The sequence below is a fragment of the Acidocella sp. KAb 2-4 genome, from assembly GCF_020567705.1.
Taxonomy (GTDB): Bacteria; Pseudomonadota; Alphaproteobacteria; order Acetobacterales; family Acetobacteraceae; genus Acidocella.
In genome coordinates this window covers 1-22544 of record NZ_JAJDJU010000021.1, presented here as the reverse complement: position 1 = coordinate 22544, position 22544 = coordinate 1, and the positions used below count along the sequence as shown (strand labels likewise).

The following is a 22544-nucleotide window of genomic DNA, read 5'->3' as shown; positions in this document are numbered from 1 at the left end:
ATGGACCAAATCCAATCTTTGGCCGACCGCCGCGAGATCGAACATGTCCTAACGCTCTATGCCCGCGCGATCGACCGCTTGGACCGCGAATTATTACTGAACTGCTACCATGAGAATGCGCGTGATTCACACGCCGGATTTGACGGCACCGCCGAAGAATTCGCCAACCACGCCCTGCCCTTCCTACGTGACATGTTCAGCGCCACGATGCATCACATCACGCATGTGACCATCGAGTTGCTTGGTGATCAAGCCGCTGTGGAATCCTACTACTACGCTTGGCACTGGATGGAGGGGGATGCCGGCAAGATCGCGGGGTTCTTTGGCGATGCCTATGCGGTTGCCTGCGAACGCGCCGGCACCCTGAACGACGGCCATGATTTCATCTGCGCCGGGCGGTACCTCGATCTCTTCAGCAGGCGCGACGGGGCCTGGAAGATCGCAGACCGTGAAATCACGGTGGAGTGGAAGCACTTCGCTCCCGCCTCGCACGGCGCGCCCGGCTCAGGCATTGCGAGGATCATGGCTCCGCCTGCGCGCGACCGCAGCGATCCAGTCTACCGCAACCGGGCCCGCAGCGTCGTAAACTCTACAGCCCGTTGATATGCGGCCAATTGGCTTGGGCCGCGGGATCCGTGCCCAACCAGAACAGCGTGACGAGCGCCGTCGCGGCAAGCACGACCCACAGCTCCGCCACAATGCGCAACACACTAGGGGCATGACGCAGCTCCATAAAATCCAGAATGACAAACCGGACCTTGATGAAGGCCACAATTAGAATGGCGGCGCTGGCATAGCGGTGGTCCCGTATGCCCAATCCGTGCCCCATGCCAAAGGAGAGCAATGTAGCGGAAACCAGGAACAGCCAGATCACGGTGATCCGGCCGCTGAACCAAGCAGCCATAATTATTTCACCAGATACAAAAGCGCGAATAAGACGATCCACAGCAGATCAACCAGATGCCAGAAACTCGCGCCAATTTCGAGAAAGCTGATCTTCTGCGACGTATTGCTGCTTGCCCAACTGTAGCGCGCCATGAACGAGAGCAGCACCATGCCCAGCAGCACATGCACGAAATGTATGCCTGTAAACATGTAATAGCACATGAAGAAATTATTGGTATTGAGCGTAATACCGGCATGAAACTTGCTGCTGTATTCGATGAATTTTATGATGCCGAATGCAAATCCGCATAAGAAGGCTAAGATGAAGCCCGTTGCCGCTTGCCGGCCCTTGTCGAAGCGAGCCGCTCGAATACCGGAGGCAACGAACCAAGAACTGGTAAGCATGAGCAGCGTATTGAGCACGCCGAGCGGTTGGCTGAGATATCGCTGTGACTGTATAAACAATGCGGCATCCTCTCCCCGATAATACAGAAAAATCAGGAAGAATACCGTAAAAACCATCATATCGCCGAAGATGAAGAGCCAGATCCCGGCCTCACCGGGAATATGGCCATGAGAAGCAGCCTTGCACTGCTCTGCCGATACGTTCATTGACTTAACGGCTTGGCTACGAGCAGCGTCAGTCCTTACAGATAATTGGAACATCAACCTTCCATGATATAAATTGTAGTGTCCGCACCAGCCTGCCTGGCGCGAGCATAAGGCTGGTATTCCGGAGCGGCGAGTAAGCCCTTGGCGGCAGTTATCGAAGGAAACTCCAACACCGCGATCGTATCCGGCATCGGACCATCACCCTCCAACCGCTCGGCATTAAGGGATTTGGCAAGATACCGCCCGCCATGCGCGGCGATTATGGCCGGAACGTCGCGCCGGTAAGCGTCCGTCCAGACCATATCGTCATAAGTGACCGCGACAAACATATAGGCTGGCATATCCGGATTTCCCCTTGAATTTACGCCAAAGTTACCGGAATTCACCAATCAAGGCCAGTAGGCTAGTTCGAGACCCGCGTCGTCGGGTCCACGTCTTCCGGCACGACCAGTCCAGCGGTCCAGCCGCCATCCACCGCCAACTCGGCGCCATTGATATAGGAGGCGGCGTCGCTGGCCAGGAACAACGTGGCGCGCGCCACTTCTTCCGGATCCCCCACGCGCCCTGCCGCAATGCGCAACTGGCGGGACAGCATTTCGCCGTCGATGTTGCCTTCAGGATCCAGCATCGGCGTGCGAATTGCGCCGGGATGCACGGAATTCACCCTGATGCCGCGCGCGCCATATTCCAGAGCTGCGGATTTGGTCATGCCGCGCAGCGCCCATTTGCTGGCATCATACGCCGCCATGCCCGCCGTGCCGCGCAGGCCATTCACGGACGAGATATTGACGATGGCCCCGGAACCCTGCGCCAGCATATGCGGCAACACCGCCTGCATTCCCAAAAACGGCCCGATGACGTTTACCGCCAACACCGTCTCCAGCCGCGCTTTGGTTAGGTCCGCAATGCCGTGATGATCGGCGATCGCTGCATTGTTCACCAGAATGTCGATGCGGCCGAACGCGGCCACGGTCTCGCGCACTAATGCAGCCCATGCGTCCTCGCTGGATATATCGGCCATGATGAAACGCGCTGCCGGCCCAATCCGCGCCACCGCGGTCCGCCCCTCCTGTTCTAGCCTGTCGGTCAGCACCACATATGCGCCAGCCTCCGCAAATAATCGCGCCGTCGCCTTGCCTTGCCCGCGCGCGGCACCAGTAATGATGGCAACCTTATTTTCAAGCCGGTTCATGCCGATACCTCCCTTATTTCTTGTGTTTAACTTGTGATCTCCACATGAAGCCGGCGCAGCCTTAATGTCGCGATCCGCCAGCGCCCGTTGAACGCGTAGGTTTCGAAATAATGCCCGTAGCCCTGGAATTTTCTGAACGGACCACCCGGCGGGGGGAGCAACGTATCATCCATCGCCCAGATCGCCTTCGCGGTCATGGGGGAGATGATCTCGATTTCCGGCATATATCCGTGATGGATGCTGATGAGAGGCGTGATTCCCGCGCGCACGAAATCGAGGATCGCCACCCGCCCAGCGATCACCGGCTGCTTCGCATAATCCACCTCAGGTTTCGGCATTTCAAGCGCGCCGCGCACGTCGAATACCGCATCCTGCGTAAACAGATCCGGAAATTCTTCCCAGCCCTTGGTGTCCATGCAACGGAAATACGCGGCCTTGAGCTGCTTGATGTCCTCAACCGCTATCAGTTTTTCCAAGGATGTCACGCGCGTTCACCCTTCGTACCATTAAGGTAGAGATCAATCTCGGCGAAAAATTGTTGGATACGCTTTTCCTGCTCGCTTAGGCGGATCACCCCGCCCAACCCGCGTGAATGCATGCCTTTCTGCAGCGTGACCATGTTCGCCACGTCCTGGTCAATCACGTCGCCACCACGGGGATCTTCGCTGGTCGTGCGCTGCCGCGCGGGGCGCGTGCTGCCGGTTACGTCCACATCGGGCTCGACGCCCATATAAGCCGGCGGGCGCACACCATCAGCCAAGCGGCGGGAGAGCACCATCGCGTCGTAGAACGCGCGTTCCGGGTCCGTCGGGTGTGGGCGCATGCGCATGAACAACACCCCCTCGGGATGCATGTTCAACGTGACATTCGGAAACAACGACGGATTCCAGTCATCAGTGAGCTGGTTATCCGTAAACCCATCATAGCTGATACCAAATGGATTGCTGGCGCGCCGCTTGGCCTTCTGGATGGCCCGCCGCACGCCTTTCGCATCACCCGCATAGCTGGCAGGGTCGATGCCAGCTTCTTGCAGAAAATAGGCCAGCCCCTCGTTCACGCTCACATCATCCGGCCAACGGGGACTTACCACGCCAACAGGAAAGAGATTCCGATTATGCCCATTAGGGTAGAAATCCGCCTGGATGAAGTAGTCATCGACAGAGGGTTTGATCTGCGGATGCGTGGCATGTGCGTGATAACCCTCGTTAAACACGTTCACCACGGTCTTCCAATTCGCCGGCACCTCAATACTCAGATCCTTCACCACATACATCTCCTCCATGCGGTATGAGGCGAGCATCGGCAGCAGCGGCCCGTAAAATTCCTCGAAGGAGACTGGATTCTCCGCCATGTTGATGAAGACGAACCCGCCCCACTCATGCGCATGCACCGGGGTGAGGTTGAGGTCACCGCATAGCGCCTCCGGCGCGAAGGTCTCGCGATCGGTGACGCGCACGTTGCGGCCCTTCAAATCCCATCGCCAACTATGCACGATGCAGGTGAAGGAGGTCGCGCCATGGCCGAAATCCTCATTCACCAGCTCGTTTCCGCGATGCTTACAGGTGTTGTAGAAGGCCTGCACCTTATCCGCCGCCGAACGCACGATGATGAACGATTCCGCCCCCAAATCGAAGCGGAACCAGTCTCCCACATTGGGGATGTCACTCGCCCGACCGGCGACCAGCCAAGTCTTGGTCCATAGACGCTCCCATTCCCGTGCCGCTTCCGCCTGGCCGAAATAGCGGCTGGTCGGCACGGTGCGGTATTGCGCGATGTTGGGGTAGAGGTCCGCGAGCCGGTGCGGCGGCTTCTTCTCGTACGCGGCCGTGACGGCGCCGGGTTCCAGCTCCAGCGCCTCGTTATCGGCCAGCGGCGCGGCAATCGGCCTGTCGTTGAAACGCAAAGCGGCGAAACGCTCATGAATACCCATGTTTCCTCTCCTTTTGGCCAGCGTGGCGCGGCACGAGGTTTTGTTTGTCGATTAGTATTCTAGAATACGATTTGACGCCAGCGCCTCCACAAAATATTATGCGCGCACATAAGCGGATCAGGCTTTCGTGCTGATCGGCGGGCGAATCACCACTTCCTCAATGTTCAAATCGATCGGCTGCGACAAGATATAGCGCACCATATTGGCGATGTGCTGCGGGTCGGAGACCACGCGCTCAATGCCAGGACCCGCCGGATCGATGCCCAGCGCCTTCAAATTGCCCGCGATGGTGGCGAGCTGCGCCGGCTCGAAGCCACGGGCAAGCTTGGTGGCGAAGCCGCCGGGAATAATGGTGCAGACACGGATATCGTCATGCTCCAATTCAGCCCGCAGCGTCGCGGTGATGTACTCGGCCGCATGCTTGGAGATGCCATACACGCCCGGAACCTCGAACCTTCCCTGCACCGAGCCGATATTGATGAGATGACCCGGTTTTTTCTGGGCGCGCATCACCTCCACCGCCGCCTTGCATCCCTCCAGCATGGCCATGACATTGACGTCCAGCATCGCCTGCCAGCGGTCCACAGTCCCGCTCAAGATCGGTTCGGGGTGCATGACCCCGGCATTGTTCACCAAACCGAAGAAATGCGGGTGCGCGCGCCCCACCTCGGCAATCAACTCAGCGAGCCTGCCGCGCTCGCGCAGGTTCAGCGGCACCGTATGGGCGATCGGCCCTCCGACATCGGCAATCATGGACGCAGTCGCCGCAAGCTCGCCGAGTGAGCGGCCCACAAGCCAAACCTCCGCCCCAGCCCGCCCCAACTCCACGGCGATGGAACGGCCGATGCCACTGGACGCGCCCGTGACAATGACGGCGCGGCCGCTGAAATCCTGGTTCATGTCTCTCTCCCCGGTTATCTTGATTTCCAAAGATTGATACTCTACACAATCGTAGTCAAGCATACGATTTATCGATCCGTCCCAGCCTCCCCTCAAACCGTCCAGGAAAGCGGCCGCATGTCTTTCATTCCCGGTCACACCCTGCCAGCGGAAAACCGCCAGGTTCTGCTGACACGCCGCCCCGCCGGCACCCCCGCCGCAGCGGATTTCACAATCCAGACAGCGCCGCTCGCCTCCCCTCAGCCCGGCCAGTTCCTGGTCCGCAACCTGTATCTATCCGCCGACCCGGCCCAGCGCGGCTGGGCGTCCAATCCGGCGCTCACTCCCCTCGGCACGCCGATGCGGGCGCTGGCCGTGGCGGTGGTGGTGGAATCCAGGGAATACGGCATCTCCGCTGGTGATGTGGTGTATGGCTTCTTCGGCTGGCAGGATTATGCCCTGGCCACGCGTGCCGACCTGTTCTCGCACATCGCGGCACCGCGCGCGCCCATTTCGCTCTATGCCGGGGTGCTTGGCATGCCCGGCGTCACCGCCTGGCTGGCGTTGCTGGATCTCGCGCCGCCCAGGCCTGGCGATGCCGTGCTGGTCTCCACAGCCGCCGGCGCGGTAGGCAGCATCGTCGGGCAGATCGCCCGCCACCGCGGCGCCTATACTGTCGGCCTGACCGGCAATAACGACAAGGTGACGCAATGCACCACACGCTTTGGCTACAACGCGGTACTGAACTATAAGACCGCCGATCTACCGCAGGCGCTGGCCGCGCTGCGTCCGGACGGATTTCAGATTTTTTTCGACAATACCGGCGGCCCGATCCTCGATGCCGCCATCCGCGCGATGGCCCGGCATGGCCGTATAGTGCAATGCGGCACGGCGGCCACCGCCTCGTGGAATCCTCCGCCGCTCGGCCTGCGCCCCGAACGCGAAATCATGTCCCGCGCCCTCACTTGGTCGGGTTTTATGATCTTCGATCATCATGCGCGGTTCAGCGAGACGATCGAGCAACTCACCGACATGCTGCTCCAGCACGGGCTGGAACATGATGAGGACATTGAAACCGGGATCGACGCCGCGCCCGGCGCACTCAGCGCGCTGTTCACCGGCGCCAATACCGGGAAGAAACTCGTCTTTATCGGCTGAGCATCAACACGGCAACCAATCGCCAATCGACGGGCGCAGCGGCTCGATCCGCATCCTATCCCCAAAAACACCCTCGATGGTGAAAGGATCATCCGCCAGCAATGCACGCGCCGCGTCCAGGCTCTCCGCCTCAATGATGAACGCGCTCCCCTTTGGCGTGGCCGCAGCGGTGCCGTCCGTCAGCATCGCCCCGGCCAGCTTCACAACGCCGGGTTTCTCCGCCCAATAATCGATATGGCGCTGGCGGTGCTTCAGGCGCAGTTCCAGCGCACCAGGCCTGTCGCTGGCGAGAATTACGAAAAACATTAGGTCCTCCTTAGCGTCCGTTGAGCAAGATCTCGTATACCGGGTCGCTGCGGTCACGCGCGCCGGGCAGATTATAATTCGCGAGTTCTCCCTCGGCATAGAGATGAGTGGTCACGCCGTTGCGGTTCCACTCATTGGTGATGCGGCGCCGCTTGATCCGCCATACCCCATCCGCCCGGCGCTCGAACCGATCGAGATATCGTCCGCCGCAACTATTTTCATGCTCGCGGTCCAGCGTACCCGCCGCGCGCGCGGCCGCCGCGTAGCCTTCACCGAAAAACGTGCTGACCGGCTCCCAGCCCGGCGCGATACGATGATAGGCGACATAGGTGGATTCCGCCGCCGCCGCATCCCCATCCACGTCGATGATCGACTGGGTGATGGTATGGAAGCCATAGGTTGTCAGCCGCTTCAGCCGGACCATGATGAAATCCGCGAATTCATGGGCATTGCCCTCGAAGCTGCCGTGCAGATCGACTCCGTCCGGATGATACAGGCTGCGCAGCAACTCCACGTCCAGCCGGTCGATCGCGCGGCAATAGCGCCGGATCTGCTGCTCGATTTCCTGCCGGTCAGCCGCCGCACGCAGCCGCGCCATGTCGTCTCGCATTTCCCCTCCTATTCCGTTTGCTGTATTATGATATGTAAAGTAACCAAGTGGAAGCCCACCGGGCTGGCTGGCATCAGCCGCCCCAGCCTACAAACGTCAAAGATCTGTCCGAGGGAGAGAAGTCATGGACCAAAGCCGCTATAAAACCCTGCGTTTCTCGCGTGAGGGGCGCATTCTCACCATTACCATGAATCTTCCGGACCAGCTCAACGCCGTCACCCACGAATTGCACGAGGAGATGTCCCGCGTTTTCGACGATGCCACGGATGACAAGGATAGCGACGTGATCGTACTGACCGGCGCCGGCCAAGCCTTCTGCGCCGGTGGGGACCTGAAATGGCTGCGGCAGGAGATCGACCAAGGCCTGCCGCCCTTTGTCACCGAGGTGCGGATCATGAAGCGGATTGTGCAGACCTTGCTGGATTGCCCGAAGCCGGTCATCGCCCGCGTGAATGGTGACGCCATGGGCTTCGGCGCCTCCATCGCCTTGCTCTGTGACATCGTTATCGCTGTGGACACCGCCCGCTTCGCGGACCCGCATGTGAAAATCGGGCTCAGCGCTGGTGATGGCGGCGCGATGATCTGGCCGCAGCTCATCGGCTACGCCAAGGCCAAGCACTACCTGCTGACGGGCGAGGCGCTGACCGCCGTGGAAGCGGAGCGGCTGGGGCTGATCACCTTCGCCATTCCGGCGGCGGAGTTCGACGCCTATGTCAATAAATATGCCGAGCGTCTGTCCCGCGGCGCGCAGAGCGCCATTCGCTACACCAAGATGACCGCGAATATCCCCCTGCGGCAGATGTTGCCCACGCTGTTCGAAGCCGGTGCCGCCTATGAGGGGCTTAGCAAGCACACCGCGGATTTCCACGAGGGCGTCACCGCCTTTCTGGAACGGCGCCGCCCCGACTTCAAGGGCGTTTAACCGCTGGTTTCATAAGCATCCCGAGGAGAATGTCTTTCATGCCTGAGATTATCGTCACCAACCGCGCCGGAACAACCACGTCCATCACTGCCCCGACCGGGATTTCCTTGATGGAGGCGTTGCGTGATAGTGGTTTCGATGAATTGCTGGCCCTGTGCGGCGGTTGCTGCTCCTGTGCCACCTGCCATGTCTATATCGACCCTGCCTGCGCCGGCACCATGCTTCCGGCGAGCCCGGATGAAAACGAGTTGCTGGACGCATCCGACCACCGCAATGAGACCTCCCGCCTGTCCTGCCAGATCAAGCTGACGGACGAGATGTCCGGGATGAAGGTGACCATCGCGCCGGAGGACTGATCCGGCCCATACAATCCATCAACCAAGGGAACGTTATGGCATACGATTTGTCAGGGCTGTTCACGCCTTTCACCCATGGCCCGCTGCATTTGGCGAGTCGCATCGTCATGGCGCCGATGACACGCTGCTTCTCTCCTGGCGGCGTGCCTGGTGAAAACGTCGCGGCCTATTACCGCCGCCGCGCCGAAGGCGGTGTCGGACTGATCATGACCGAGGGCACCTGGATCCCGCATCCCGCCGCCTCCAACGAGGAGAACGCCCCACGCTTCTATGGCGAGGACGCGCTGGCCGGCTGGCGGCGTGTCGTCGCCGAAGTGCATGCAGCGGGCGGCAAGATCATGCCACAGCTCTGGCACACCGGTCTGACCCGCCGCCCCGTGGTGGAAAACCTGTACGAAGCCGTACCGGAGGATTTTGCCGCGAAGGTCAGCCCCTCTGGCTATGTGACAGCCGGGGAGAAAGTGGCAGAGCCGATGACTGACGCGCAAGTGGTGGAACTGATCGACGCCTATGCCAAGGGCGCCGAGACCGCGAAGGCGCTGGGCTTCGACGGTGTCGAGATTCACGGTGCGCATGGCTACATGGTCGATCAGTTTTTCTGGCACGAAACCAACAAGCGAGCGGATCGTTGGGGTGGCCCGAAGCTGGCAGACCGCGCCCGCTTCGGTATCGAGCTGATCCGCGCCTGCCGCGCCAAAGTGGGGCCGGATTTCCCCATCGTGCTGCGCTTCTCGCAATGGAAGCTGCAGGACTACAACGCCAAGCTGGCACAAACGCCGCGGGAGCTGGCAAGCTTGCTGGAGCCGTTGGCGGATGCCGGCGTCGATATCTTCCATGCCTCCCAGCGCAGGTTCTGGCTGCCGGAATTCGAGGGGAGCGACCTGAACTTGGCAGGCTGGGCGAAAAAGATCACCGGCAAGCCGAGCATCACCGTCGGCTCGGTCGGCATCGAGCAGGAAATGCTGGAGACGCTGTTCTCCCCCGTACCGACCACGCTGGGCAAGTTCGATAAGCTGATGGAGATGCTCGGCCGCGGCGATTTCGATCTGGTGGCTGTGGGACGCGCATTGCTCGTCGATCCGCAATGGGTGCGCAAACTACAGCGCGGCGCTTATGCCGAGTTGCAGCCCTACAGCGCGGCTTCGCTCGCCTCGCTCTCCTGAGCGGCGTTTACGGCGCCCTGCCCGCGGCGAGCGCTTCCACCGCCGCCGGCAGGTTTCCCGCGCGCCACTCGTGCAGGAACACCATGAGCAGCTGTAATTGCGCACGGGCAAGAAACACATCCCGCAGACGCGGGTCGTGGCGGTCCTTCACAGAAGCGAGATCGGGCACATGCGCCTCAACCAACGACGGGACATCCAGGATCCACGCGATGCCCAGCACCGCCACCGCGAGCTTGAGCATGAAAGCCAGCTTCTCAAGCGAGAGTTCAGGCCCGCCATAGGCACGGTAGCGTTCGACGAAGCTCCCCAGCAACGCCGCGCGGTGTTGGGCAAGGAAAGAAGTTTCCGCCGCGCAGGTCATTCCGTAAAACGCCTGCGCGAGGTTCATCTGGCCGACACAGCCCCAATCGAGCAGCCCGGCGCTTAGCCCCTCCGCATTACGCTCGAACCAGGCGTTGTCCAGGTTCATGTTCCAGTGGCAGAGCGCGACATAATCCATGTCCGCGTCCAGATAGTCGCGGATGGCTTGCTCCTGCTCAAGCACCAGCGGCGCCGCTTCCGCGACGTCCGCCAGGAACGCCGCATCCCCCAGACCATCCTGAAACAGCTGCGGCATAGCCGCGGCGAACTCCCGCAATTTGGCCAGCTTCTCGGCAAGCTGCGCGGATGTGTAAGGGATACGGCTGCCCATATCGAGCCGGCCGGGGTGGAATGGAAATTGCGCCGAAACATCCGCGCCCAAGCGACCGGCCTTATGCCCGGCGGCGAGCCTCGCCATGGTTTCCGTGAGCGCACGGTAATGTTCGAGGGGCGCGGCAAGCTGGTAATCCAGGCATTTATCATGTGCCGGTTCAACCGGTCCCCGGCCATAGGCGATCCGCTCGGTGATCAATATGCCGCTCGTCGTGTCGGCGTTATAGTCGGCGAAATAGCATTCCGGCACGCGGATGGGGAACGCCGGCTGGCGGGAAAGCAGGGCAAAACGCACCTCCGGCTCCATTAACGGCCCGAACAGGGGGCGCAGAGGGTCTCCGAAATCACGCGGGAATTTAACGAATAACTCGGTTAGCGGCCCAGGAAGCCGGTACGAGACGTCGAGCAACAACTTCCGCCCCATGCCGCCGCCGAAAAACTCTCTCGCGCCGGTCACGGCCGTCACCTCGTTATCGGGCGCTATCGCCCCAGTGCGGCGGAAGGCAGCCGTAAGGAAGGCAGGGCCGTGCTCCAACAACCGCTCGATCGTCGGCGGAAAAGCCATGCCGAGCATGTCGCCGGTCACGGCATGGGGGATCTCAGTGCTCACGGCTTTTCTTTCTCCCCTAAATCAGCTCAATTAATCATATGCTAGATTATCATCTATTTGTATATTTTTATCGCAGCCGACCGGCGTATTTTTGAGCGCCCGGACGCGAACAACCGGAGGACGTTCATTGGAACAATTGCTGGTAGTACTCTCCAACCCACATGATGGCCGCGACGATGAGTTCAATGACTGGTACAGCTATGTGCATGTACGTGACGTTATGCGGCTGAGCCCGGGGGCGATCGCCGTACAGCGCTTCAGGCTCAGCGCCGCACAATTTCCTGGCCGGCCCGCCCCCGCGCACCAGTATCTCGCCATCTACGAGGCGGACGCGCATAAAGGCTTCACGGAAGGTCATGCCGACGTTTTTACGCCAACCATGCCGATCAGCGACTCCTTCCGCTTCGACGACATGCGCGAGGCCTATTATGAGCCATTGGCCGCCAGGGCCAAGGTTACAGACCGGAGCGGCAACAGCGACGTGATTGTCGAGCGCATCACTTTCGACGCGGAAGCCTCTGATTTTACAAGCTTTTACATTGAGACGCGGTTCACTCAGATCATGCACCTGCCGGGTGTCACCGAGGGCGTATTCTCGCGCATCGCCGCCGAGCAGATGCTTAAGCCCAACCCGGACTCGCATTTCTTGGTCCTGTATCGGACGACCGATCCGCCGGCGTCATTGCAAGCCTGGACGGCGTTGGACGCCGCCAACCCTCTCCCCTGGCCAACACTATGCGGTTGCTACACACCGATCATGCCTCGCCTGACGTCTGAGGCGGCGCGGAATCCGACCAGCGACGAGGCGTCGCGCGTCCATGCCGCCCGAAACCAGCTAGGCGATCGGGTTTATTCCTCTTTTCCACCTGAACTGCTGAGATTGTTAAACATGTCAGCGACGTGACGGCCAAACGATTATCTGATCCGCCGTCACGGTTGGTTGCGATAATCCGTATCGCCCAGCTGGCTGCCAAACTCCTCCTGCCAGTTCAAGCTGGTTTCCTTCAGGACTTCCTTCAGGTTCTGCTTGACCTTGAACAGGACATCTTCGCAGATTAATCGATCCTCACGCGAAACATTACTTAAAGTTCGCTCGTTCAGCTTGGTGGCGACGTCGATCATTTGCTGAAGAACATCATAGCCCTGCTTGGTGATAAAAACCCGCTTGATCCTGCGGTCGGACGCATCAGCCCGGCGCTCAACATGCCCTGTCGCCTCCAGCCGATCCACGAGGCCGCCGACCGTCACCTTGCCCACCTCAAGCAACCTTGCCAGATCTACCTGCGTCATTCCGTCGTTTCCGCCGCGCGAGAGCGTCGTAAGAATCGACCATTGCGACCTCGTCACCCCCAGCGGACGAAACACTTGGTCCATGACCGTGCGGCGGATGCGCGAAACATCATGAACGAGATATCCGAACCGGAAGGGCTTGGCCGATGGCCGCGGCTTCGTGCCGTCAGCTTCCGTTGAAGACATTTTTACTTCCGTGTTGTCCAATCGCGTAACCCAGTCTTTTTTTGCGGCCTCAGCGCGACAACTTTGCCGCGCAGTCACACACTGTAATGTAATGTACGATAATTGCCCAGCAAAATGTTTAGGCCATCCTCCGCTTGAGCTTTTATTTTGCACGATTAATTCCCCCTGCCCCAAGCAGCCTTAGGCGCGAACCTGCGATTAGGTACTGGACAGCATGTCGTGCGCATGCTTATCATAGTCTATAACACCAGCAGCAGGAAGATCCAAATTGGCCTCCGAGGAAACCGGCTTCATTGCTGAAACTAATGACGGCGTTCTCACCGTCACCTTCAACCGTCCAGCAGTCGGCAATGCGATACCCTCTGCCGCCGTGCCGGTGCTGACGTCGTTGTTCCAATCCGCCGCCACGGATCCAGCCGTCCGCGTGCTGCTCATCCGCGGAGAGGGCAAGATTTTCTCGGCCGGCGGTGATGTCCGCAATTTCCACGAAACACTGGCCGCACCACCGGAACAGAGGCGGGAGGATTACCGAGCACGGTTGGATCGCGTAGTCGGGTTGATCGAAAGCTTCACCGCGCTCGATTTGCCGATTATCGCGGCCTGTCAAGGGGCGGTAGCCGGTGCCGGTATGACCTACGCGCTGGGTGCGGATATCGTTCTAGCCGATGAAACTGTGAATTTCCTTTTCTCCCATCAGCGTGTGGGGCTAACGCCGGATGGTGGCGTGAGCGCGCTGCTCCCGCGTGCGGTCGGTGAGCGCAAGGCGGTGGAACTCGTGCTCACCGCCGCCAGCGTGAAGGCCGATGAAGCTCTGCGCCTGGGGCTGGTGAGCCGTCTCGTACCCGCAGAATCATTACAGGACGAGGCGCTGAAAATCGCGCATCGTTTCGCCGCCGCGCCGCAGCACGTGATTCGCCGGGCCAAACGCTTGCTTCACGGCGCTACGCAGCGCCCGCTGCGGGAACAAATGCAGGCGGAACGCGATGCCATCGCCGATTCCGTGGCTGATGCGGATTTCGCCGAGGGTGTGAGCGCCTTCTTGGAGAAACGCGCGCCTGAATTCCCATCGGCAAGAGGTGGCTGAGATCTTGCCATATCGATCAGCCCATACATTATGCATACATACGGTGTGCATGTATCTTTTTTAGACTCGCTGCCCGCAGGCTCAGCATTCGGAGGACCAAGTGGATATCCGTTACACGAAGGAACAAGACGCAATCCGGGACGGGGTGAAGCAGATTTGCGACGGGTTTGACGACAAGTACTGGTCGGATTGCGACCAGGAGAAGCGTTTCCCGTTCGAATTCCACCGCGCGATGGCTGATAATGGCTGGCTCGGCATCACCATGCCGGAGGAGTTTGGCGGCGCTAATCTCGGTGTGACTGAGGCAGCGATCATGATGCATGAGGTTGCCTGCTCCGCTGGCGGCTATTCCGCTGCCTCGGCGCTGCACCTTAACCTGTTCGGGCCGCATGCCGTGGTTGTGTTTGGCACACCGGAACAGAAGGAACGCATGCTCACCCCGCTGATCAAAGGCACGGACCGCGCCTGCTTCGGCGTGACCGAACCGGATGCCGGCCTTGACACCACCAGCATCACGACCTTCGCGCGCAAGGTGGAGGGCGGCTACCGCGTCACCGGGCGCAAGATCTGGACTTCCTCGGGCCAGGTGGCGAATAAGATCATCCTGCTCACCCGCACCACCCCGAAGGAGGACTGCAAGCGCCCGACTGACGGCATGACGTTGTTCTATACCGATCTCGACAAGACCAAGATCGAGGTCCGGCGCATTCCCAAGATGGGCCGCAACGCGGTCGACTCCAACGCCACCTTCATCGACGATTATTTCATCCCCGATCGCGACCGGATCGGTGAGGAAGGCAAGGGCTTCCACTACATCCTGCACAGCCTCAACCCGGAGCGGATCCTTGTCGGCATCGAGGCTGTCGGCCTCGGCCGGGGCGCCCTAGCCCGCGCCTCGAACTACGCCCGCGAGCGCAAGGTTTTCGGCCGGCTCATCGGCCAGAATCAAGGCATCCAGCATCCGCTGGCCGAGAACTGGGCCTATCTGGAATCGGCCTATTGGATGATCATGCGCGCCGCCGGGCTCTATGATGCCGGGCAGCCCTGCGGCGCCGAGGCCAATGCCGGGAAATTCCTCGGCGGCCGCGCTGCCTTCGAGGCCTGCACGCGCGCGGTAATGACGCATGGCGGTATGGGCTATTCCACCGAATACCAGGTTGAGCGGCTGTTCCGTGAATCGATCCTGCTGCGCATTGCCCCCATCACAGAGCAGATGATCCTGAGCTTCATCGCCGAGAAGGTCCTCGACCTTCCGAAGTCATACTGAGACGGCAAGGACGAGACGATATGAGCGAATTCGGAATCACCGGTTATGGCGCCTATGTGCCCAGGCTGCGCATCGACCGCGACACCATCGCAGAGGCGCATAAATGGATGGCGCCTTCGCTGAAGGCCCAAGCCAAAGGCAGCCGCGCCTTCACCTCCTGGGACGAGGATGCGGTGACCATGGCCGTCGAAGCCGCGCGCGATGCCCTCACCGGCACCTCCATCGATGCCTTTGGCACGCTCTACGTTGCCTCGACCACCTCGCCCTACGCCGACCTGCCGGCTTCAGCCATCATCGCCGGGGCGCTGCGCGCTCCCGCCGGGCTCGCCAGCAGCGACAGCGGCAATTCCCAGCGCGCTGGCACGTCCACCCTGCTGCAAGCCCTGAAAGCCGGTGAATCGGCTTTAGTGATTGCCTCCGACGCACCCGTGACCAAACCCGCCTCGACGCAAGAGCTGAGCTACGGCGCCGGGGCCGCCGCCTTCACGCTGGGCAGCACCGGCGTTATCGCCAAGCTGCTGGGCGCCGCCAGCGTCACCGACACATTCATCGACCATTTCCGTGCCGCCGGGCAGAAATACGACTATTTCTGGGAGGAGCGCTGGATCCGCGACGAGGGTTACGCCAAGGAGACCCCGGGCGCCATTAAGTACGCGCTGGCCAAAGCCGGCCTCGAAATCGAGGACATCACCTATTTCGCGATGCCGTCTTTGTTCAAGGGCGCAGCGGATGCGGTGGCCAAGGCGGTGAAATTCGCCGGGACCATCGTGCCGGGGTTGGAGAATGGCGTCGGCTATGCCGGCACCGCGCACGCGCCACTCATGCTGGCAAGTGTGCTGGAAACCGCAAAACCTGAGGAGAAGATTCTTCTCATCGGCTTTGGCCAGGGCGCGGACGCGCTGATCTTCGAGGTGACAGACGCCATCAACGCGCTGCCCAAGCGCCGCGGCGTCTCCGGTTGTATCGCCGATGGGCTGATGACGGATTCCTATCTGCGCATGCTCTCCTTCTACGATGGCATCGAGCTGGAGTGGGGCATGCGCGCGGAAAAGAGCGGGAAGACGCAGCTGACCGAGCAGTTCCGCTCCTCTGACCAGATGGAAGGGTTCGTGGCTGGGCAATGCCAAGCCTGCGGCACGGTACAATTTCCGCAGTTGCAATCCTGCGTGAAATGCCAGGCGCCGCGCCAGCAATTTACCCAGTTGCCACTGTGCGACGCGCCGGCAAACGTCCTCACCAGCACCGCCGACTGGCTCTCCTACCATCCAGCTCCTCCGCTCTATTGCGGCTTCGTACAGTTCGAAAACGGTGCGCGCACGCTCATGGAAATGGTGGATGTCGGCCCTGGCGGCATCTCTCGCGGCGACAAGCTGCGCATGGTGTTCCGTATCAAGGAACGCGACCGTGCCCGCGGCTATAACCGCTATTTCTGGAAATCCACTCCCGTGACTACGGCGTAAGGAGCAGGACCATGGCGACAGGTATCAAAGACAAGGTTACGATTCTCGGCATGGGCTGCTCGAAATTTGGCGAGCGCTGGGATGCGGGTGAAGGCGATCTGATGAATGAAGCGTTCCAAGAGGCGCTGGCGGATGCCGGGATCGAGCGTAAGCAGATCGACGCCGCATGGCTTGGCTCCTGCTTCGATTCGGTGAATGTCGGCAACTCCGCCATCCCTGCCTCGACGGCGCTGCGCCTCGATGGCATCCCATTCTCGCGTGTGGAAAATATGTGCGCGACCGGCACCGAGGCGCTGCGCGGCGCGGCCTATGCCGTGGCCTCCGGCGCGGTGGACATCGCGCTCGCCATCGGCGCCGAGAAACTAAAGGACACCGGCTATGGCGGGTTGCCGCCACCGTTCAAAGGCACGTTCAACGATTTGTGGATGCCGATGAGCTCCGCACCCGCCGGCTTCGCCCAGCTCGCTGACGGCTACCGCGCCAGATACGGCACCTCGCGCGAGGATCTGAAACGCGCGATCAGCCATGTCTCATGGAAGAGCCACCAGAACGGCGTCAACAGCCCGAAGGCGCATTTCCGCAAGGCTGTGCCGATGGAGACCATCATGAACGCGCCGATGATCTCCGATCCGTTGGGCCTGTTCGATTGTTCCGGCGTGTCCGATGGTTCCGCCTGCGCGATCGTCACCACACCGGAAATCGCGAGAGCGCTCGGCAAGAAGGAGCTCGTTTCCATTAAGGCGCTGCAGCTCTCCATCAGCTCCGGCCAGGAAACGACGATGAGCGACTGGGACGGCTCTTATGTGCGCAACACCCGCAACGCCGCGATCCGAGCCTATAAGGAAGCCGGCATCACCAACCCGCGCGAGCAACTCTCCCTGACCGAGGTGCATGACTGCTTCTCGATCACCGAACTCGTGACCATGGAAGATCTCTTCCTCTCCAATGATGGCGAGGCCGTGAAAGACATCCTGGACGGTGTGTACGACGCGACAGGCAAGGTCCCGTGCCAGATCGATGGCGGGCTGAAATGCTTCGGCCATCCTATCGGCGCCTCCGGCCTGCGCATGGCGTACGAGATCTATAGTCAGCTGCTTGGGCGCGCCGGCGCGCGGCAGCTCAAGGCTCCCTCGATCGGCCTCACCCATAATCTCGGTGGCGTGCCGTATCAGGGCATCGCGGCAATTTCCATTCTGGGGTTGATGTAACATGGCTGGTTTGTGGTTTGATGAGCTTCACGTTGGGCAGATTTTCAAGCACCCGATCCGCCGCACGGTAACCGAGGCGGACAATGTCCTGTTCACCTGCATGACCCATAATCCGGCGCTGCTGCACCTGGACGAGGAGTATATGAAGGGCACGCCCTATGGTCAGCGCCTGGTCAACTCCGCCTTCACTCTAGGCCTTGTCGTCGGCATCTCGGTGGGCGACACCACGCTTGGCACCGCCGTCGCCAATCTCGGCTGGGACGAGGTGCGCTTCCCCAAGCCAGTGTTCCACGGCGACACGATCCGCGTGGAAACCGAGGTCTTCGAGCTGCGCGACAGCAAGTCGCGTCCGGATGCGGGCATCGTCACCTTCATTCATCGTGGTTACAATCAGCGCGATGAGTTGGTGGCCTCGTGTAAACGTTCCGGCCTGCAGCTGAAAAAGCCCGCCGCATGACCGCGCTCCGCTCCTTCCTCTTCATTCCCGGCGATAGCGAGAAGAAGCTGGGCAAGGCAGACGCCACCGGCGCCGACGCGCTGATCCTTGATCTTGAAGACTCCGTGGCGCCGTCTCGAAAAGCAGCGGCGCGCGAGCTGATTCCGTCCTTCCTCAAGCAACGGCCGCGCGGGACACGTAAATCTCAACTCTGGGTGCGTGTGAACCCGTTGGATACGGACATGACGCTGACGGACCTGGCCGCCATCATGGCCGGCGGGCCGGATGGGCTGATGCTGCCGAAAGTGAATGGGCCTGACTGTGTGCGCATCGTCAGCCATTATCTAGATGCTTTCGAAATCGCCGCAGGATTACCGCTCGGCTCGACGAAAATTTTGCCGGTTGCGACCGAGACGGCGCCCGCCCCCTTCACGCTCGGCGCCTATGCCGATGCCGGGCTCAAGCGCCTTTATGGCCTGACCTGGGGGGCTGAGGATCTGAGTTCCGCGATCAGGGCCAGCACCAATCTTGACCCGGCAACCGGCCAATGGGCGCTGACCTACAAAATCGTCCGCTCCTGGATGCTGCTCGGCGCCCATGCCGCGGGGGTTGAGGCTGTGGACACGCTCTATGTCGATTTCCGGGACCCGGAGGGGTTGCGCGCATCCTGCCGGGCTGCGCGTGCCGAAGGGTTTTCCGGCCGTGTGGCCATCCATCCGGCGCAGGTCGACATCATCAACGAATCCTTCGCGCCCTCCGAAGAGGAAATCGCGTTCGCACGCCGCGTCGTCGATGCGTTCGCCGCCAACCCGGATGCGGGCACGGTCGGCCTCGACGGCAAGATGCTCGATATTCCCCACCTGAAGCAGGCGCAGGGTGTGCTCGCTCTTGCCCAGGCCTATCACCGCTAGGTTGTCCACATGAAACGCACGCTGTTCTCTTCCGACCACGAGATTTTCCGCGATACGGTACGAGCTTTCGTCACCACTGAGTTGGTTCCGTATCACGCGCAATGGGAGCAGGAGAAGCGCGTGCCGCGCGAAGTCTGGCGCAAGGCCGGCGAGGCCGGGCTGCTCTGCTGCGATACGCCCGAAGAATATGGCGGCGCGGGTGCCGACTGGCTGTACAATGTCGTGGTCATCGAGGAACTGGCCAAGGCCGGTATGACCGGCCCCGGGTTCATGGTGCATTCCGAGATGGTCGCGCCCTATATCCGCGCCTGGGGTTCCGAGGAGCTGAAACATAAATGGCTGCCGAAAATGGTCTCCGGCGATGCGATCGGCGCGGTGGCGATGACCGAGCCGGGGGCCGGCAGCGACCTCAAGGAGTTGCGCACGCGCGCGCTGCGCGATGGCGACGACTACGTCGTCAACGGGCAAAAGACCTACATCTCCAACGGCCAGAATTGCGACTTCATCCTGCTCGCCTGCAAGACCGATCCGGCCGCTGGCGCCAAGGGCGTCAGCATCGTACTCACCGAGGCGGACCGGCCCGGCTTTACACGCGGACGCAATTTGGAGAAGATCGGTCTGAAAGCTCAGGATACCTCCGAGTTGTTCTTCCAGGATTTGCGTGTACCGGTTGCCAACCGCCTGGGCGGTGAAGGCGACGGCTTCAAGATGCTGATGACCAAGCTGGCGCAAGAGCGCCTGACGCAGGCCGTTCGCAGCATTTGCGTTGCCGAGGCCGCCATCCAGTGGACCGTGGACTACACCAGAGAGCGCAAGATGTTCGGCCACACAATCGCGGATTTTCAGAATACACAATTCGTGCTGGCGCAGCTTGCGGCCGAAACCACGGCGCTGCGCGTGTTCACCGATCACTGCATCGCGCAGCACCTCAAGGGGGAGCTTTCGCACGTAGAGGCCGCGAAGGTAAAGCTGACGGTGACCGACCTGCACAATAAGGTCGTGAACGAGTGCTTGCAGTTCTTCGGCGGCTACGGATACATGAGCGAGTATCCGATCGCACGGGCCTTCATCGATGCGCGCATCACGCGAATCGCTGGCGGCGCTTCTGAGGTTATGAAGCAGATTATCAGTCGCGACTTGTTCGCGAAAGGCCATTAAGGGTTGCATCCGGGAGAGACATAATGACGTCCAATCATCCGAAACCAGATGCGGCAACGCTTCTGGAAATCTATAAAAGGGCGACGCTGATCAAGCAGAATGACGAGCGCATCATCAAAATGATGAAAGCTGGAAAGCTGGTCATGCCTTATTACTCCCCGCGCGGGCAGGAGATCATCCCCTCAGCGATTTCCGTCAGCTTGGATGATGATGATTACATCTGCACGATATACCGCGGCATTCATGACATGCTGGCGAAGGGCTTCCCGCTGGGCGAAATGTGGGCCGAGCTCGCTGGCAAGGTCAGTGGCACGTGCAAGGGCAAGGGTGGCCCGATGCATCTCACCTGCCCTTCCAAGGGCATGATGGTCACAACCGGTATCGTCGGTTCCTCCATGCCGATCGCCACCGGCCTGGGCTGGGCCGCCAAACTCGACGGCAAGGGGCGCGTTTCGGTCGCTAATTTTGGCGATGGTGCCGCGAATATCGGCGCCTTCCACGAATCACTGAATCTGGCGGCACTGTGGAAACTCCCGGTGATCTTCGTTTGCCAGAACAACCAATATGCCGAACATACGCGTTTTGCGGATTCTACCCTGGTGGATAAGCTTTCCACTCGCGCCGCCGGGTACGGGATGCCAGGCGTGACGGTGGACGGCAACGACCCGGATGCGATGTTCGGCGCCGCCAAGATTGCCATTGACCGCGCGCGCGCCGGCGAGGGGCCGACGCTGATCGAGGCCGTAACCTTCCGGTTTAACGGCCATTTGCTGGGCGAAGCCGGACACTATATGGACAAAGAGCTTTACGCCGCGTGCCAAGCGAAGGATCCGATGCCAAAGCTGCGCGCCCGGCTCATCGCTGAGGGCATCGCCTCGGAGGCCGATCTTGCGGCGACAGAGGCTGGCATCGACGCCGAGATCGAGAAGGCCGTTGACGCCGCGATGGCGGCGCCCTTCCCCGATATCGTTGAACTGAAGCGCGACGTGTTCGCCGAAGAGATCGCATAGGGGCCGGAACAATGAGCGAAGTCAAACAACTGAATGTGGTTCAGGCGATCAACCAAGCGTTGCACGATGCAATGGCGGCCGACCCGAAGGTCCTGGTCCTCGGTGAAGAGGTGGGTGACAAGCAGGAAGGCGGCGTGATGGGCGTGACAAAGGGCTTGTCCACGGCCTTTGGCGAACGCGTTCGCTCGACGCCGATCTCCGAGCAGGCGATCATCGGGGCTGCCATCGGCGCCTCCCTCGGCGGCTACCGGCCGGTGGCGGAGATCATGCTGATGAACTTCATCGCCGTGCCGATGGACATGATCACCAACCACGCGGCGAAGCTGCGCTTCATGTCCGGCGGGCAAACCAATGTGCCGATCGTCATCCGCACGATGACCGGCGTCGGGTTTTCCACCGGCGGCCAGCATAGCGATTATCTGGAAGCCTGGTTCGCGCACACCGCCGGCATCAAGGTCGTCGCCCCGTCCAATCCGGACGATGCCTACGGCCTGATGCGCGCCGCCATCGAGGATGATGATCCGGTGCTGTTCATCGAAAACCTGCCAACCTATTGGACCCCCGGCCCGGTGAGCTTCCAGAAAGTGAAGCTGGGCCAAGCCAAGGTGGCCCTCGAAGGCACGGACGCCACGGTGGTAGCGCATTCGCGCATGGTGGTGGAGGCGCTCGCCGCCGCCAAAACCCTCGCGACGGAAGGCATCTCGCTCGAAGTCGTGGATCTGCGCACCATCTCCCCCTGGGACCGCGCCACCGTGCTGGCCTCCGCCGCCAAGACCGGCCGCGCCGTTGTGGTGCATGAGGCGGTGAAGCAATTCGGCATCGGCGCTGAAATCGCGGCGGTGATCGGCGAGGAACTGTGGGGTAAGCTCAAGGCGCCCGTCCAGCGCCTCGGCGGGGCCTTTGCGCCAGTGCCCTTCTCAAGGCCGCTGGAAGCCGCCTTCGCGCCCACGGCGGCGGATATCGCCGCCGCCGTTCGCAAGGCCGTAACGGCCTAACCCGGAGCGGACAGATGGCGGATTTCCTGTCCTTCGTTGGCAAAACCGTCATCGTTACCGGATCGACGCGTGGCATTGGGCTGGCGACGGCAACTATGCTCGCCCGGTCCGGCGCCCGGGTCATCATCTCCTCGCGCAAGGCCGAGGCATGCGACATCGTTTGTGCCCAGCTGCGCGCCGAGGGGCTGCAGGCGGAAGCCATTCCCGCACATGCCGGCCAAGC

General features: G+C 61.1%; 27 protein-coding genes. 16 read left to right on the top strand and 11 right to left on the bottom strand.

Features of this window, described 5'->3' with window-relative positions; all coding sequences use genetic code 11:
- Positions 1-603: a nuclear transport factor 2 family protein gene (locus LI953_RS12435; RefSeq protein WP_227076411.1), complete on the top strand. Its 603-nt coding sequence runs from the start codon at positions 1-3 to the stop codon at positions 601-603.
- On the opposite strand, the gene LI953_RS12430 is transcribed toward LI953_RS12435, so the two are convergent.
- The 7 genes from LI953_RS12430 to LI953_RS12400 form a co-directional block, all read right to left on the bottom strand.
- Positions 590-904, bottom strand: coding sequence for a cytochrome C oxidase subunit IV family protein (locus LI953_RS12430; RefSeq protein ID WP_227076410.1), 315 nt, complete (start codon positions 902-904; stop codon positions 590-592). The genes LI953_RS12435 and LI953_RS12430 overlap by 14 nt on opposite strands.
- 2 nt (positions 905-906) lie before the next feature.
- Positions 907-1551, bottom strand: coding sequence for a cytochrome c oxidase subunit 3 family protein (locus LI953_RS12425; RefSeq protein WP_227076409.1), 645 nt, complete (start codon positions 1549-1551; stop codon positions 907-909).
- Entirely contained in the window at positions 1551-1838 is a 288-nt protein-coding gene (locus LI953_RS12420; RefSeq protein ID WP_227076408.1) for a DUF1330 domain-containing protein, read from the bottom strand. The genes LI953_RS12425 and LI953_RS12420 overlap by 1 nt, the downstream gene beginning before the upstream one ends.
- A gap of 62 nt (positions 1839-1900) precedes the next feature.
- Positions 1901-2689: an SDR family NAD(P)-dependent oxidoreductase gene (locus tag LI953_RS12415; protein ID WP_227076407.1), complete on the bottom strand. Its 789-nt coding sequence runs from the start codon at positions 2687-2689 to the stop codon at positions 1901-1903.
- Between the two features lie 26 nt (positions 2690-2715).
- Positions 2716-3174 (bottom strand): nuclear transport factor 2 family protein, encoded by a 459-nt coding sequence (locus LI953_RS12410; protein ID WP_227076406.1) that lies wholly within the window; start codon positions 3172-3174, stop codon positions 2716-2718.
- On the bottom strand, positions 3171-4619 hold the full coding sequence (locus LI953_RS12405) for an SRPBCC family protein (protein WP_227076405.1): 1449 nt from the start codon (positions 4617-4619) through the stop codon (positions 3171-3173). Before LI953_RS12405 ends, LI953_RS12410 begins: the two co-directional genes overlap by 4 nt.
- 117 nt (positions 4620-4736) lie before the next feature.
- Positions 4737-5582, bottom strand: a complete 846-nt coding sequence (locus LI953_RS12400; protein WP_227076404.1) for an SDR family oxidoreductase — start codon at positions 5580-5582, stop codon at positions 4737-4739.
- 54 nt (positions 5583-5636) lie between these two features.
- Between LI953_RS12400 and LI953_RS12395 the strand changes: the two genes are divergently transcribed.
- Positions 5637-6656 (top strand): NADP-dependent oxidoreductase, encoded by a 1020-nt coding sequence (locus tag LI953_RS12395; protein WP_227076403.1) that lies wholly within the window; start codon positions 5637-5639, stop codon positions 6654-6656.
- A 3-nt stretch (positions 6657-6659) separates the two neighbouring features.
- Here LI953_RS12395 and LI953_RS12390 read toward each other — a convergent pair whose 3' ends face one another.
- Positions 6660-6962, bottom strand: a complete 303-nt coding sequence (locus tag LI953_RS12390) for a YciI family protein (protein ID WP_227076402.1) — start codon at positions 6960-6962, stop codon at positions 6660-6662.
- Positions 6963-6972: 10 nt separating this feature from the next.
- The gene (locus LI953_RS12385; protein ID WP_227076401.1) at positions 6973-7572 is read right to left on the bottom strand and encodes a nuclear transport factor 2 family protein; all 600 of its coding nucleotides are present in this window, start codon (positions 7570-7572) and stop codon (positions 6973-6975) included.
- Positions 7573-7696: 124 nt separating this feature from the next.
- Between LI953_RS12385 and LI953_RS12380 the strand changes: the two genes are divergently transcribed.
- Genes LI953_RS12380 through LI953_RS12370 form a run of 3 tightly spaced genes read left to right on the top strand, consistent with a single transcriptional unit; the run spans position 7697 to position 10013 of the window.
- Positions 7697-8494 (top strand): enoyl-CoA hydratase/isomerase family protein, encoded by a 798-nt coding sequence (locus LI953_RS12380; RefSeq protein ID WP_227076400.1) that lies wholly within the window; start codon positions 7697-7699, stop codon positions 8492-8494.
- A gap of 38 nt (positions 8495-8532) precedes the next feature.
- Positions 8533-8850: a 2Fe-2S iron-sulfur cluster-binding protein gene (locus tag LI953_RS12375; RefSeq protein ID WP_227076399.1), complete on the top strand. Its 318-nt coding sequence runs from the start codon at positions 8533-8535 to the stop codon at positions 8848-8850.
- Positions 8851-8885: 35 nt separating this feature from the next.
- Positions 8886-10013, top strand: a complete 1128-nt coding sequence (locus LI953_RS12370) for an NADH:flavin oxidoreductase (RefSeq protein ID WP_227076398.1) — start codon at positions 8886-8888, stop codon at positions 10011-10013.
- 7 nt (positions 10014-10020) lie between these two features.
- Here LI953_RS12370 and LI953_RS12365 read toward each other — a convergent pair whose 3' ends face one another.
- Complete coding sequence (locus LI953_RS12365; protein WP_227076397.1) at positions 10021-11316, bottom strand: hypothetical protein; 1296 nt, start codon at positions 11314-11316, stop codon at positions 10021-10023.
- Between the two features lie 127 nt (positions 11317-11443).
- Between LI953_RS12365 and LI953_RS12360 the strand changes: the two genes are divergently transcribed.
- Positions 11444-12220: a hypothetical protein gene (locus LI953_RS12360; RefSeq protein ID WP_227076396.1), complete on the top strand. Its 777-nt coding sequence runs from the start codon at positions 11444-11446 to the stop codon at positions 12218-12220.
- Between the two features lie 26 nt (positions 12221-12246).
- Here the strand turns inward: LI953_RS12360 and LI953_RS12355 are convergent, their stop codons facing one another.
- Positions 12247-12813: a MarR family winged helix-turn-helix transcriptional regulator gene (locus tag LI953_RS12355; protein ID WP_227076395.1), complete on the bottom strand. Its 567-nt coding sequence runs from the start codon at positions 12811-12813 to the stop codon at positions 12247-12249.
- Between the two features lie 247 nt (positions 12814-13060).
- Here LI953_RS12355 and LI953_RS12350 point away from each other — a divergent pair, with 247 nt between their 5' ends.
- The 10 genes from LI953_RS12350 to LI953_RS12305 all read left to right on the top strand — a co-directional run.
- Positions 13061-13876 carry an enoyl-CoA hydratase/isomerase family protein gene (locus LI953_RS12350; RefSeq protein WP_227076394.1) on the top strand — a complete coding sequence of 272 codons (816 nt, stop codon included), beginning with the start codon at positions 13061-13063 and terminating at the stop codon, positions 13874-13876.
- Between the two features lie 100 nt (positions 13877-13976).
- Positions 13977-15143, top strand: coding sequence for an acyl-CoA dehydrogenase family protein (locus tag LI953_RS12345; protein ID WP_227076393.1), 1167 nt, complete (start codon positions 13977-13979; stop codon positions 15141-15143).
- Positions 15144-15163: 20 nt separating this feature from the next.
- The gene (locus LI953_RS12340; protein WP_227076392.1) at positions 15164-16603 is read left to right on the top strand and encodes a hydroxymethylglutaryl-CoA synthase family protein; all 1440 of its coding nucleotides are present in this window, start codon (positions 15164-15166) and stop codon (positions 16601-16603) included.
- Positions 16604-16614: 11 nt separating this feature from the next.
- The gene (locus LI953_RS12335; protein WP_227076391.1) at positions 16615-17811 is read left to right on the top strand and encodes an acetyl-CoA acetyltransferase; all 1197 of its coding nucleotides are present in this window, start codon (positions 16615-16617) and stop codon (positions 17809-17811) included.
- Between the two features lies 1 nt (position 17812).
- Positions 17813-18268, top strand: a complete 456-nt coding sequence (locus LI953_RS12330; protein WP_227076390.1) for a MaoC family dehydratase — start codon at positions 17813-17815, stop codon at positions 18266-18268.
- Positions 18265-19158 carry a CoA ester lyase gene (locus LI953_RS12325; RefSeq protein ID WP_227076389.1) on the top strand — a complete coding sequence of 298 codons (894 nt, stop codon included), beginning with the start codon at positions 18265-18267 and terminating at the stop codon, positions 19156-19158. The genes LI953_RS12330 and LI953_RS12325 overlap by 4 nt, the downstream gene beginning before the upstream one ends.
- Positions 19159-19167: 9 nt before the next feature.
- Positions 19168-20316, top strand: coding sequence for an acyl-CoA dehydrogenase family protein (locus LI953_RS12320; RefSeq protein WP_227076388.1), 1149 nt, complete (start codon positions 19168-19170; stop codon positions 20314-20316).
- 23 nt (positions 20317-20339) lie between these two features.
- Positions 20340-21326: a thiamine pyrophosphate-dependent dehydrogenase E1 component subunit alpha gene (locus tag LI953_RS12315; RefSeq protein WP_227076387.1), complete on the top strand. Its 987-nt coding sequence runs from the start codon at positions 20340-20342 to the stop codon at positions 21324-21326.
- 11 nt (positions 21327-21337) lie between these two features.
- Positions 21338-22321: an alpha-ketoacid dehydrogenase subunit beta gene (locus LI953_RS12310; protein ID WP_227076386.1), complete on the top strand. Its 984-nt coding sequence runs from the start codon at positions 21338-21340 to the stop codon at positions 22319-22321.
- A 14-nt stretch (positions 22322-22335) separates the two neighbouring features.
- Positions 22336-22544: SDR family NAD(P)-dependent oxidoreductase (locus tag LI953_RS12305; protein WP_227076385.1), on the top strand; the 209-nt coding region annotated here is incomplete at its 3' end.